Consider the following 12,287-nt stretch of genomic DNA (forward strand, 5'->3'; position numbering starts at 1 on the left):
TTGATTTTCGAAAAATTCTATTCCTGACTGTCGAGTAGTGTTTTTAATTGAAGCGTCGTTCGCCAATTCCGCGTTGTCGTCAGGGCCATTTTATATTGACCAAGGAAAACTGGTAATTTTAAGGTGTGGATTTGGTTGGAGAAAACATGGACATAAAGGACGCGGCCAATTGCGATTACTTCGGCTTGGTCGTTTTTTTGTCTTGGGATATCAATATTTTCATTATAAAAAGCAGCCATCCAGCGTTCTTCTTCGCCAATTGTTTCTGGCGGAAATGGATTGTTTGCGATGATTTGCTTATAATTTTTTTCTGAAAATACGAATACATCAATAGTTAGTTCACATATCGCTTTGATTACTTCCGTTATTTTCGCCGCTACTTCTGTTTCTGTTTGTAAAATAGAACTTAGTACGAGGTTCCCACTTTGGATATAAGTTACTACGTTTTGGAATCCCTCTTCTTCTAAAACCCCTTTTAAGTTTTTCATGTTCACTTTATTTTTTCCAGCAACGTTTACCGCTCTTAGTAAAGCGACGTAATTTCCCATCTATTTCCCTCCCAATCGTTTAACTACATTATAGCATGTGAATTACGTTATAATAGGACTATTAGTGATGGGAGGTTTTTTAGGTGAGATTAATTTCTTGGAATGTAAATGGACTTCGAGCAGCTGTAAAAAAAGGCTTTTTGGAGTATTTTGAAGAAGTAGATGCAGATATTTTCTGTTTGCAAGAGACGAAATTGCAAGAAGGACAAATTGAACTGGATTTACCTGCATATAAAGATTACTGGAATTATGCGGTGAAAAAAGGTTATTCAGGTACTGCGATTTTTACAAAAGTGGAGCCGTTATCGGTTCAATATGGTTTAGGTATTCCAGAGCATGATACAGAAGGCCGGGTTATCACACTTGAATTTGAGGAATTCTTTATGGTAACGGTTTACACCCCGAATTCGCAAGCGGAGTTGAAACGACTAGATTACCGAATGACGTTTGAGGATGCGATTTTGGAATATGTAAAGAACCTAGATAAAACAAAACCTGTTGTGCTTTGTGGCGATTTGAATGTTGCGCATGAGGAAATTGATTTAAAAAACCCGAAGACAAATCGTAAAAATGCCGGATTCTCAGATGAGGAACGCGCGAAATTTTCTGCATTTTTAGACGCTGGATTTATTGATAGTTTCCGTTATTTTTATCCAGATTTGACCGATGCTTATTCTTGGTGGTCTTACCGAATGAACGCGCGTGCTAGGAATACTGGTTGGCGGATTGATTATTTTGTTGTTTCGGAGCGTTTGAAAGATAAATTAGTGGATGCCAAAATTCATGCGGATGTGCTTGGTTCGGATCATTGTCCAGTTGAGCTAGAACTTAATTTATAACATAAAAAATCCTCACTCCAAAGAGTGAGGATTTTTGAATTATTTAGCTAATGCTTTTTTTGCTGAATCAGCAAGTGTGTTGAATGATGCGATATCATTAACTGCTAAGTCTGCAAGCATTTTACGGTTAATATCAATACCAGCTAATTTTAAGCCGTGCATTAATTTGCTGTAAGAAAGATCTTGCATACGAGCTGCCGCATTGATACGTGCGATCCATAATCTACGGAAATCACGTTTCTTTTGACGACGATCTCTATAAGCATATTGGTAAGATTTCATTACCGCTTGGTTAGCTACTTTGAATAATAAATGTTTAGAGCCGTAATACCCTTTGGCTAATTTAACTATCTTTTTACGACGTTTGCGTGTTACTGTTCCGCCTTTTACGCGTGGCATATTGTCTACCTCCTAGAATTTACAAAAATGTTGTTTCTCTTATTTCATTTTAGCGACCATTTGACGAATACGTTTGAAGTCGCCAGCTGATACCATTGCTGATTTACGCAATTTACGTTTTTGTTTTTGGGATTTGTTAGCGAACATATGGCTAGTGAAGCCGTGTCTGCGTTTTAATTTTCCAGATCCTGTTCTCTTGAAACGTTTAGCGGAACCGCGGTGGGTTTTCATTTTTGGCATGAATTTTTCCTCCTCAAAACTTTACTTTTCATGAAGTGGTGCTAGGACTAAGAACATCGAACGTCCGTCCATTTTTGGTCTTTGCTCAATTGTACAAAGGTCTTCGCACGCTTTTGCAAAACGGTCAAGCACCTTCTGACCGATTTCTTTGTGTGTAATGGCACGGCCTTTAAAACGGATAGAGCATTTTACTTTATCGCCTTTTTCAAGGAATTTACGTGCATTACGTAGCTTCGTATCGAAGTCATGTTCGTCAATCGTTGGACTTAAACGAACTTCTTTCATCACGATGACTTTTTGGTTCTTACGGGCTTCTTTATCTTTCTTCTGTTGTTCAAAACGGAATTTACCGTAGTCCATGATACGAGCTACTGGCGGTTTCGCTGTTGGAGCAACAAGCACTAGATCAAGATTAGCCTTTTCAGCAATTTGAAGCGCATCGATTTTACTCTTCACGCCTAATTGTTCACCGTCTTGGTCGATCAATCTTACTTCACGTGCACGAATCCCATCGTTTACCAACATGTCTTTGCTAATGGTGAGCCACCTCCACTTAATTTTGTTACAACAAGATAGAAAATAGCTGTTCAAATCTGCGGCCTGCTAACTCATTCGTTCGGAGGCCATAAAAAAACGGGCTGCTTTTCAGCAATCCCGCACATTCAAAATCGCGTAAGCTACGCGACGAAAGTTTGAATTTTTTGCCTGAAAACGTTCGTGTTAACGAGGCGAGAAGCGGGTTGCTTCTTCTTTCTTGTTTAATAACCTTATTTACTATATCATATGGAGTTTTTGGTGTCAAGGTGAATTGTAAATAAAATAGTTTCTTCATCTCTTGGTAACCTTATACGAATAAACGTTCTTTTTGTCAAGAGATAATTAAGACTTACATATTTAAAAAGCTCTCATGATTATACGAGAGCTCAAAGTATACAGGTGTGCACAAGTCCTAATTCTTGATAGGTTGTGTAACTGTTCCATCAAATATAGCCTCAGTCTCCCCAACGTTTATATATTCGCTAAACTTATAGCTTACTTCATCTGTATAAACTGGCAATTCCCACAGGACACAACCATCTACATAACTCCCACCATTACTGATGTAATATGGAGATATCCATCTTCCATCTGGGTCTTTGACAGTATTTGTTATATACAATTCTGGTTGGTATTTTACTGGTTCATTCACACATTTCTGACCAGTTAAATCTATCCAGTTAACTTTCTTCAATCTAGTTAGTCCACCTGTATTTGTTATTTCATTACCATGCAAATCTAATACCTCTAGTTTTGATAAAAAACCAAGCATCACAATACTTTTTAGCTTATTATTACGAATAGATAAGATTTCTAGATTTTTCAAATGAATAAGCGAATCAGTATCTCTGAGTTCGTTGTTATCTAAAAACAAGCGAGATAAACAAGCACTTGGAATTCCGTTTAAATTTTTCAGTCTGTTTCTATTCACAGATAGCTCTTCTAACTTAGTTAGATCCTTTAAAGGACTAAGGTCACTTATTTGATTATGGGATAGATGAAGTTCTTTTAAATTAGTGAAAAATTGCATTCCCGCAAGAGATTGAATGTTGCTATTATCTCCATTGAAATTTTGTACTCCAGATAGTTCCTTTTGTGATACAAGGTCTGTAACACTTTGCTTCCCTAAATTTTGTTTCACTGCATTCGCTAGGCCGGGATCTGGAAAAACTTGGTTAATAGGCGTTGGTCGTTGAATACTCTCAGCTTGTACTTTTGTTCCAGAACCCATATTAATGCACAGACCTACAATTAACACTAGCATTGCTATTACTGCATTTTGTAACCAATTATTTTTTTTCAACATTCTCCACTCCTTAAAAATAAATTTAGAAACACAAAAGAGGATTTTCATATACTTCCTATTTAACAAACGCTGTTAACCTTTTTATGTCCCTTTGTATACTTATATGTTAGCAAAAATAAGAGATGTTTAAATTAACAAGCGTTAATAATAATCGAAAATCAGTAAATTTTCCAAAACATGTTCTACCTTCCTTGTTGTCTGCTATTCCAAATTGTCTCACATGGCTTCATTCGTCGTATTTTTTGCATAAAAAAAGCCTCGTTTGACAAGGCTTTTTTTCTATTTATTTGCAATTTTTCTCAATAAGTATAAGAAGTAAACTACTGCCGCAACAATGGCTAATCTTGAAACTACATATATGAAACCCCAAAAATCAGCTGCCCCCATATTACACCTCACTCTCCAAGTATTTATAACTATGTACTATTCTTCCTTGTTTTTTCTTTTTGTCTAATGAAGTTAACTTTATTGTACTTCTTAATTCAAAGTATCTTTTTGAACCATACGCTTGTATAGTATACCATCCCGCGCCATTTAAGTCATACCCAACTTTCTGCGCATATTTATCTGTCGTTTTAGTTTTAGCGGAATCTACTTTCTATGCCGCAGTACCCCAAGTCCCCAGCTTCGAAGTGTAACGTATAGCTAGCCCATTATTATTAATTGTATAATGGTTTGACAAAACTATTTTCCCGATTGGAACATCTCCACTTTTGTAAGTAAAAACGAAAGGTAAAAATTTCGCAATTTAGCATTCTAATTCCAAATAAAACAAAAACCCTTGATTTCTCAAGGGTTTCAGCCGTTAAATGATTAACGAATTTCTTTAATACGAGCCGCTTTACCACGTAGGTTACGTAGATAGTAAAGTTTCGCACGACGTACTTTACCACGACGGATAACTTCTAATTTTGCGATACGTGGAGTATGTACTGGGAAAGTACGTTCCACGCCAACACTGTTAGAAATTTTACGAACAGTGAAAGTTTCGCTGATTCCAGCTCCGCGACGTTTGATTACAACGCCTTCGAATAATTGGATACGTTCGCGAGTACCTTCGACTACTTTCGCATGTACACGTACAGTATCACCCGGACGGAAATTTGGAACATCTGGGTTTAGTTGACTTTTTGTGATTTCATCAATCAGTTTGTTCATGTTTTTCTCTCCTTCCAACAAACATTCATTCATATTAATAATGAAGCGGAATATCGTTATCAGACTGGTCTCTCCAGTCACCTTATTTAGGTTACCATAAACTAGTTTCGCTGTAAAGTTTTTTTCTTACTTTTTCTTTGATAAAAAAGCTTGACCTTGGAGTATGGTTTAATGTTACCTTTAGTATATCAAATGGAGGTGTCAGATATGGAACAATGGACGGTAAAAGAAATGGCTGCTTATGTGGGGATTTCAGCGGATACATTACGATATTATGAAAAAAACAAAATAATTGTACCTAATCGGCTGGAAAACGGGTATCGTGTGTATAACACGGAACATCTATTAGAATTAAAGTTTATTTTAGTAATGAAATATGCCCGATTTTCTCTTTCTGAAATAAAATTGATGATGGAATGGTTGAGAAGCGAGCCTTCTGTTGCTTGTAATACGGCATCAAAAGAGTTACTTGCGCTTAAAGCCGCGGAAATCAAACAGACGATTGCGCATTATACGAAAATCGCTGCTCTTTTAGAAGAATTGCCGCAAATTGACGAGGTCCAAGATTACAGCACTGTCCAAAAAGATGTTAACACTTTTGTCGAACATATTTTCACTGACATCAGAAAGGATGGATTCTAATGGCTAAGGTTGTGGCAATTATTGGTGATCCACGAGAAAAAGGTACATCAAGGGATTTATTTCAGAAGTATTTGGCATTTTTTCAAGAACACCCAACAATCGAAGTGAAAATCTATGATATTCGCGAATTAGCTTTTGACCCTAATTTACCTGAAGGCTATCGTACTGAGCAGACACCTGAAATAATTGCGCTTAAAAATGATGTTCATTCCGCTGATTTACTTCTATTTTCTTATCCAGTTTGGTGGTTTAACGTTCCGGCTGTCTTGAAAGGTGTCATTGATCATTTATTTTGGCGTGGGGAGAGCTATAGTTTTAAAGATAAAAAATATTTCCTTACTGGACCTTGGCGAAAAAAACGAGCGCGGTTGATTTATACGATTGGCGGAATGGAAATACAGCATCGTCTTTTCGGTCGTCCAGCACTTACTGCCTTACGCTATCCTTTATGGATGAGCGGCGTGTTTTCAGTGAAGGTCACTTCGATTGATCGACTAGATCTTTCTATTAGAAGAACCGATAACTACTATAATAAAAAAGTTACTCATGCAGCAAAAAAAGATATTCAATTCTTGCTAAAAAAGTAATTTAGAAAGAAGGTTATTGTATGAAAATTACTGCCAAGCATTCATATTGGCAAATAACGACCTTTCCGCACCTTTTTCCTGTGAATTGTTACTTGGTTTTAGAAAGAGATGGCTTAACGTTGATTGATACTGGGATTTTAGCGCATGCGAAAGGAATCATTTCACTTATCCATAAATTAAAATCACCGTTAAAACGGATTTTATTAACGCATGCGCATGGTGACCATATTGGTGGTTTAATTGCAGTGAAAGCCGCTTTTCCAGAAGCGCTTGTGATGATTGGAAGTAGAGAAAAATTGCTTGTGGAAACGAAAGAAATTTATGCTTTTGAAGCACAGAAGCCATTAAAAGGTAGTTATTCAGACAGGCTTCCAGTGAGAATTGATCAGATTTTAAAAGATGGTGATATGGTTGGCTCCCTGCTAATTATCGATACACCGGGACATACACCTGGCTCAATTTCCTTTTTTGATGAGCGTAATGGCCATTTGTTTGTAGGAGATTTATTTCAAACACGTGGAGGAGCGGCTATTTGTGGGGAGAAGCGATGGTTGTTCCCTTTTCCAGCGATGGGCTCTTGGGATCTTCCAACGAGTATTGCATCGGCTGAAAATTTACAGCTTTTCGATGTGACGGAGATTGCTTGTGGACACGGGCCAGTGAAAGCGATCGCTGATTTTGACTTAACAAATGTACTAAAGCGAGCAAAGGAACAAGTAACAAATGAAAAAGACTAGAAAACCAGGTGCTGGTTTTCTAGTCTTTTTTTAGAATCGGGTAATTTTGATGTTTACGGCTGTCCCATATGCCAATTGGTATACGAGGCCATCGACGAATTGCTCGGTAAACGAACAGTGAATTAAGCCATTACCGCCTGCATCTAAAGCTTTCTTTTGTAATTCCTGTAGTAAATTTTCAAAGCCTACTGTTTCTAAGTATGCTTCTGGATCGCTTTTGATTCTTGGGCGAACGCTTTTGGCAAAAACAACCGTTAGGATATCATGGTTTACATTAATCGGTCCAGTAGAAACTTGAATATCTTGCCATCTTTGACCAATTCGTTTTTGGTCATTTTCTTCCTGCACATAGGCTTCTCGTTCTTTTTGACGCTCGGATTTTTTGGTTTCTTTTTCATCAGGTGTTCCAAAAATTGCCATGTAAAATCACGTCCTTTTATTATTTACTGTCAGACCATTCTTTGAGCCAAGTTTTTTGCTTGTCTGTCAAGGGATAGTTTTTTAGTAAATCTGGGCGGCGTTCGTAGGTTCTTTTGAGTGATTCTTTGTCGCGCCATTCTTCTATCCATGCATGATTTCCGCTGAGTAAAATATCTGGCACTTTCATACCTCTAAAATCGGCTGGTCGCGTGTAGTGTGGATGTTCGAGCAATCCAGTTGAGAACGAATCCGTTACCGCAGAATCTTTATTACCAAGTACACCTGGTAAAAGGCGAATAACGCTATCCATTACAATCATTGCACCAATTTCGCCACCAGTTAAAATGTAATCTCCTATCGAAACTTCATCAGTAACAAGGTGTTCGCGAATTCGTTCATCGTAACCTTCATAGTGTCCACAAATAAAAACAAGATGCTCTTCTTCGGCAAATTCTTCTGCCATTTTTTGGTTGAAGCGTTTGCCAGCTGGGTCCATTAAAATAACTCTTGGCTTTGTTTCTGGCTGTTTTTCTTTGACAGCTTGAACGGCATCAAATATCGGTTGCGCTTTGAGTAGCATACCTGCTCCGCCACCGTAAGGATAGTCATCGACAATATGATGCTTTCCTTCTGCATATTCCCTGAAATCAGTCACTTCAACCGCGACACGCTCGTTTTCGATGGCTTTTTTTATAATGGAATTCCCGGTCACTCCCGAAAACATATCTGGGAAAATGGATAGAATGTCAATTTTCATTAATCTAGCAGCCCTTCCATTACTTCGATGGTAATTTTTTGGTCGTCGATATTGATTTCTTTGACTACATCAGCAATATATGGAATCAGTTTTTCTTTTTTGTCTGCGCCTTTTACGACCCAAACGTCATTGGCGCCTGGTGTTAGGATTTCTGTGATTTCGCCAAGCTCTTCGCCGTCAGTCGTCACAACCGTACAACCAATGATTTCATGAAAGTAAAATTCGTTTTCCTCTAAATTAGTTAGTTGCGTTTCTTTGATTTTAAGTACGCCTTCTTTCATACGTTCCACTTGATGAATTCCAGTGAATCCTTCAAACATCAGCAAATCAAAGTTCTTATGTTTGCGGTGTGAGCGAATGATTAGTTTTTCAGGCTTTTTGCTGTTTTTTTCGAATAAGTACACGGTATTCCCTACTTGGAATCGTTCTTCTGGAAAATCGGTCGTTGCGATAACGCGAATTTCACCGATTAAGCCATGGGTATTAACAATTTTTCCTACATTATACATTTTCTCCATAAGTCACCTCTAGCGTATTTCTACTATGATTCCATCTTTCACAACAATGGTTTTATCAAAAATGGATTTATCCCACTTGTCTCCTACTTGTACATCAATAATTGTTTCCATTTCTCGCTCGCGAATTTCACTGCCAAGTTCAAGGACTTCTAATTGTTCCATTTGAAACTGAATTAGTTTTTTCTTTTCTCGGCGCAGGTCGAGTTCGTGGGTAAAGTAATCGGCCACTCGTTCAGGTTGAAATTTGCTTTTTCGTTCCATTTTCTTTTGTTCAAAATGCAACTGATCGCATTCTTGTTCAATTTGTCGTTTTTGCTCGGTATAATACTCGATTAATTCTTGTTTACTTGCTTCGGTTAGAATTTGTTTGACGACAACTTTTTGGATGATTTCCACTGGACACCTCCACTAGCGATTATGTCCTTATTTTACCATATTTTTTTTGGATTCATCTACTAATGCCTGGAATAATTGTTTACTTTCCGGATCTGTTTGGAACATTAATTCCGGGTGCCACTGAACACCCAAATACCAACTTGGCAAATTGTCCCCTTCGACTGCTTCAATCATTCCATCGGCAGTGCGTGCTGTTACTTTGAAACTAGGTGCTAATTTTTTGATAAATTGGTGATGCAGCGAGTTGACTAATTTTTTATTTGGATGGTGTTTTGCGAGTTCGCTCGTTGGTTCGATATCAATTGTATGGGAGCCGAGTTGTTCATCGACGCGCTGTAAGTGTTGTAAAGCTTTCGTTTCGACTTGGCTAATATCTTGATACAACGAGCCACCTAGCGCCACGTTGACTAGCTGCATCCCACGGCAGATTGCGAAAATAGGTTTTCCAGCGTCTAGGGCTGCTCGAACTAAGGCGATTTCATAGCTGTCCCGCGGTGGAAAATAAGCGCCGATTTCTTGGGATGGTTCTTCTAAATAAAATTGTGGCGTAATGTCTTGTCCACCGGTTAACAGCAAACCATCCACGAGAGAAATTGCTTGAACGGCAACAGACGGGTCATCTATTGGTAAAGCGATAGGAAATCCGCCAACTTTTTGAATCGCATCTACATATCGCTGTTGCGTATAGGTTACACGGTGTCCGTAAAAAACGTCCACTCCTTTTACTAATCTGTTTCCTGTAATTCCAATAACTGGCTTCATCACAATTCCTCCATTTCTATTCTATTTTACAACATTTAGTGAGGTAATTGCTTCTCTGATGATTGTTAAAAAAAGTTATAAAAAAACTCGCCAAATTGACGAGTTTTTGTTATTCGATAATTTCAAGACGAATCTTCTTATCGTTTTTGGAGCCAACTGCGTAGACAAGAGTACGAATCGCTTTCGCAATACGACCTTGCTTACCAATCACGCGTCCCATGTCTTCTTTACTGACAGACAATTTGTAGGTTAACGATGTATCCGTTTCTTCCGGCGTGATAACAACGTCTTCCGGGTGGTCAACAAGGGGTTTCACGATTGAGAGAATGAGTTCTTCCATTCGCGCCGAGACCTCCTTATTTACCTAATTTTTGGTTATGGAATTTTTCCATGATACCTTCGCGGCTAAGAAGATTGCGAACTGTATCAGATGGTTTTGCACCATTATGCATCCATTTCAAAGTTGCTTCTTCGTCGATTTTCACTTCAACCGGATCAAGTAATGGATTATAAGTACCAATAGTTTCGATTGAACGGCCATCACGTGGGAAACGAGAATCAGCGACTACAATACGGTAGAAAGGTTTCTTTTTAGAACCAATACGTTTTAAACGAATTTTAACTGCCATAGTTTAATTACACCTCCATAAAGTCTTACACAAGTATATATATTACCAGTAAAGGATTTGTTTGTAAAGTGTTTTTTCTTTACAGAGGATATTTTTTTCTTTTTATTTGACGGTTTCGGCTTCATTGCTTAGTTTTCCTTGTTTTAGAAGATGGTAATAGCGCACATATCCAGAAATATTATGCTCTACATCGTCAATTCTGACGCGGAAAGACTGGTGACGAATGAAGAAACTGCCGTCTATTCGCGCTGGATTTTTGTAGTAGATTGCTAGCTCTGGATAAAAATAACCATTTAACTGATATAATGCGCGCTTGGTAATAGTCTTTTCCAGTTCATCTAGTGGATAGTCGCGAAGTAACCCTTCTAGGCCTTCTGCTTTCATCCGCAGCGACATCTCTTTTGTAGCGACAGTAAGCTCTAAAAAAGTTGGAAAAGTCGTTTCGCGTTCGTAAATAAATAGTAGATTGTCGAAAGCATTTTTCAATCCGAATTCGTAGTATGCCTCATCCGGAATGTATTTTGTGATTTCATTGGCGCAGTAGCTCAGCCAGTGATCATGATTTTGCCAATAGTCATCGCGAATAAAATGATCAAAGGATTTTGCCGCTGCCTCCAGCCATTTGGAATCACGGTCGATTTCATATAAGCGCAGCAAGCCAAACACAGCTTCTCCGTCGTAATAAATAATCCGGAAAATATCTTTTACTTCTAAAGAGGGGTATTCCAACACATGCGTGAACTTCCCGTCTTCTTCTTGTAGGGAAAGAATCGTATTCGCAATTTTCCGGGATAGTGGCAAATAGGTTTTAGTTCCAGTGATTTTCATATATTTAGTTAAAGCAAGCAATGTCGCCGCTGAACCGCCTAATTTAACTTCACGCAACTCTGGTTCAATTAGAAAAGCTAAATCGTCTTTTTCATAAATAAAATTTTGCTCTAAATAAGTTAAAGCGCTTGTAGCTGCTTCTAAAATTGTTTTATCGCCTGTTAATTCGTATGCTTCTAACATCGAATAAGTTGTACTTGCGTGGCGTAAACTATTATAGTGTTTAATTTTTTTATCAAAGCAAGCAAACCAGCCGTAGTTGAATTCGCCCGTTTGATTTACTTGACTCGCTAAATAATTCCCAGCGTTTCCAACTAGTTCAAAAACTGCATCTGGGGTTACTTGTTTGGTATTTCTACGACCATGCTCAAGCTCGCTTGTTTCTAAATCATAAATTTTCTTTCCATCAAAAAACCATCCTACTGTATTAAATGTGACAATGGTGGAATCTACGGTTAAGTTTAATTGAGCTTGATTTTTATTTGTTTGGATTAAATATCTATTCATATTTTCAACGTTGATAGCTAAACCTTCATCACCTGGTAGAAGGATAGCGTTCGCATTAATTTCTTGTTCCATTAAAGCTATTTTAAAATTTTCATTTAAGGCAATGCCTCTTCTATAATAATTTTTCTTCGTTTTTAAAGCTTTTTTATTCCATTCTCCTAAATTTTCAAGTTGATAATCCACGGCTACATCTATTTTAAAAGAAATCGCCTCTTCGGTTTGGTTTTTTATTGCACTTTTTTTCATTTCATTGATTAAATTTGCTAGGCAAAGATAGCTAAAGTTTATTACTGTAGCTCGTTTATTTTTATATACGATGGTTAGAAAACCGTGCCATTTCCCGTTATAAGTGGCGTGCTCTTCTGCTTCTGTCAATTGATCAATAATTTTATTTTCAAGTTCATCTAATATACCTCTCCAAGGCATATGTACCACTCCTTTTATAATTTCCCTGCCGCTAAATTTTCTTAGCGACAG

Annotated in this window: 18 protein-coding genes and 1 other annotated feature; of the genes, 4 read left to right on the forward strand and 14 right to left on the reverse strand. The window is 37.7% G+C overall.

The features are described from left to right. Positions 1 to 17: 17 nt before the first annotated feature. Entirely contained in the window at positions 18 to 548 is a 531-nt protein-coding gene (locus CKV70_RS09180; RefSeq protein ID WP_014600935.1) for a DUF1697 domain-containing protein, read from the reverse strand. An 83-nt stretch (positions 549 to 631) separates the two neighbouring features. On the opposite strand from CKV70_RS09180, the gene CKV70_RS09185 reads away from it, so the two are divergent. Beyond that, positions 632 to 1,387: an exodeoxyribonuclease III gene (locus CKV70_RS09185; RefSeq protein ID WP_003723988.1), complete on the forward strand. Its 756-nt coding sequence runs from the start codon at positions 632 to 634 to the stop codon at positions 1,385 to 1,387. A gap of 39 nt (positions 1,388 to 1,426) precedes the next feature. On the opposite strand, the gene rplT is transcribed toward CKV70_RS09185, so the two are convergent. The 5 genes from rplT to rplS all read right to left on the reverse strand — a co-directional run bounded on the left by rplT (position 1,427) and on the right by rplS (position 5,027). Then, positions 1,427 to 1,786, reverse strand: a complete 360-nt coding sequence (gene rplT, locus CKV70_RS09190; protein ID WP_003720097.1) for a 50S ribosomal protein L20 — start codon at positions 1,784 to 1,786, stop codon at positions 1,427 to 1,429. Positions 1,787 to 1,825: 39 nt separating this feature from the next. Beyond that, complete coding sequence (gene rpmI / locus CKV70_RS09195) at positions 1,826 to 2,026, reverse strand: 50S ribosomal protein L35 (protein WP_003720098.1); 201 nt, start codon at positions 2,024 to 2,026, stop codon at positions 1,826 to 1,828. A 21-nt stretch (positions 2,027 to 2,047) separates the two neighbouring features. After that, entirely contained in the window at positions 2,048 to 2,563 is a 516-nt protein-coding gene (gene infC, locus CKV70_RS09200; RefSeq protein WP_010958948.1) for a translation initiation factor IF-3, read from the reverse strand. A gap of 82 nt (positions 2,564 to 2,645) precedes the next feature. Then, positions 2,646 to 2,784: a sequence feature (ribosomal protein L20 leader region), on the reverse strand. Between the two features lie 191 nt (positions 2,785 to 2,975). After that, positions 2,976 to 3,866 carry a class 3 internalin InlC gene (gene inlC / locus CKV70_RS09210; RefSeq protein ID WP_010989812.1) on the reverse strand — a complete coding sequence of 297 codons (891 nt, stop codon included), beginning with the start codon at positions 3,864 to 3,866 and terminating at the stop codon, positions 2,976 to 2,978. Positions 3,867 to 4,682: 816 nt separating this feature from the next. Continuing rightward, positions 4,683 to 5,027: a 50S ribosomal protein L19 gene (gene rplS / locus CKV70_RS09220; protein WP_003728425.1), complete on the reverse strand. Its 345-nt coding sequence runs from the start codon at positions 5,025 to 5,027 to the stop codon at positions 4,683 to 4,685. A 207-nt stretch (positions 5,028 to 5,234) separates the two neighbouring features. On the opposite strand from rplS, the gene CKV70_RS09225 reads away from it, so the two are divergent. Genes CKV70_RS09225 through CKV70_RS09235 form a run of 3 tightly spaced genes read left to right on the forward strand, consistent with a single transcriptional unit; the run spans position 5,235 to position 6,993 of the window. Next, positions 5,235 to 5,669: a MerR family transcriptional regulator gene (locus CKV70_RS09225; protein ID WP_003728424.1), complete on the forward strand. Its 435-nt coding sequence runs from the start codon at positions 5,235 to 5,237 to the stop codon at positions 5,667 to 5,669. After that, on the forward strand, positions 5,669 to 6,256 hold the full coding sequence (locus tag CKV70_RS09230; RefSeq protein ID WP_014600936.1) for an NAD(P)H-dependent oxidoreductase: 588 nt from the start codon (positions 5,669 to 5,671) through the stop codon (positions 6,254 to 6,256). The genes CKV70_RS09225 and CKV70_RS09230 overlap by 1 nt, the downstream gene beginning before the upstream one ends. Before the next feature lie 20 nt (positions 6,257 to 6,276). Beyond that, positions 6,277 to 6,993 (forward strand): MBL fold metallo-hydrolase, encoded by a 717-nt coding sequence (locus CKV70_RS09235; RefSeq protein ID WP_003724046.1) that lies wholly within the window; start codon positions 6,277 to 6,279, stop codon positions 6,991 to 6,993. A 30-nt stretch (positions 6,994 to 7,023) separates the two neighbouring features. On the opposite strand, the gene CKV70_RS09240 is transcribed toward CKV70_RS09235, so the two are convergent. From CKV70_RS09240 to CKV70_RS09275, 8 genes are all read right to left on the reverse strand, one after another. Continuing rightward, positions 7,024 to 7,413, reverse strand: coding sequence for a hypothetical protein (locus CKV70_RS09240; RefSeq protein WP_003724047.1), 390 nt, complete (start codon positions 7,411 to 7,413; stop codon positions 7,024 to 7,026). Positions 7,414 to 7,432: 19 nt separating this feature from the next. Further along, complete coding sequence (gene trmD / locus CKV70_RS09245) at positions 7,433 to 8,170, reverse strand: tRNA (guanosine(37)-N1)-methyltransferase TrmD (RefSeq protein ID WP_003724048.1); 738 nt, start codon at positions 8,168 to 8,170, stop codon at positions 7,433 to 7,435. After that, a complete protein-coding gene (gene rimM / locus CKV70_RS09250; RefSeq protein WP_010989813.1) occupies positions 8,170 to 8,688 on the reverse strand; it encodes a ribosome maturation factor RimM in 519 nt (172 codons plus the stop codon). Before rimM ends, trmD begins: the two co-directional genes overlap by 1 nt. A gap of 9 nt (positions 8,689 to 8,697) precedes the next feature. Further along, positions 8,698 to 9,084 (reverse strand): YlqD family protein, encoded by a 387-nt coding sequence (locus CKV70_RS09255; RefSeq protein ID WP_003724050.1) that lies wholly within the window; start codon positions 9,082 to 9,084, stop codon positions 8,698 to 8,700. Positions 9,085 to 9,111: 27 nt separating this feature from the next. Further along, entirely contained in the window at positions 9,112 to 9,846 is a 735-nt protein-coding gene (locus CKV70_RS09260; RefSeq protein WP_003724051.1) for a gamma-glutamyl-gamma-aminobutyrate hydrolase family protein, read from the reverse strand. A 109-nt stretch (positions 9,847 to 9,955) separates the two neighbouring features. Next, positions 9,956 to 10,186, reverse strand: coding sequence for a KH domain-containing protein (locus CKV70_RS09265; RefSeq protein ID WP_003728421.1), 231 nt, complete (start codon positions 10,184 to 10,186; stop codon positions 9,956 to 9,958). Positions 10,187 to 10,202: 16 nt separating this feature from the next. Then, positions 10,203 to 10,475 carry a 30S ribosomal protein S16 gene (gene rpsP, locus CKV70_RS09270; protein ID WP_003720111.1) on the reverse strand — a complete coding sequence of 91 codons (273 nt, stop codon included), beginning with the start codon at positions 10,473 to 10,475 and terminating at the stop codon, positions 10,203 to 10,205. Between the two features lie 102 nt (positions 10,476 to 10,577). Next, a complete protein-coding gene (locus CKV70_RS09275) occupies positions 10,578 to 12,236 on the reverse strand; it encodes a glycoside hydrolase family protein (RefSeq protein ID WP_014930977.1) in 1,659 nt (552 codons plus the stop codon). Positions 12,237 to 12,287: the final 51 nt, after the last annotated feature.

This window comes from Listeria monocytogenes (genome assembly GCF_900187225.1).
Taxonomy (GTDB): Bacteria; Bacillota; Bacilli; order Lactobacillales; family Listeriaceae; genus Listeria; species Listeria monocytogenes.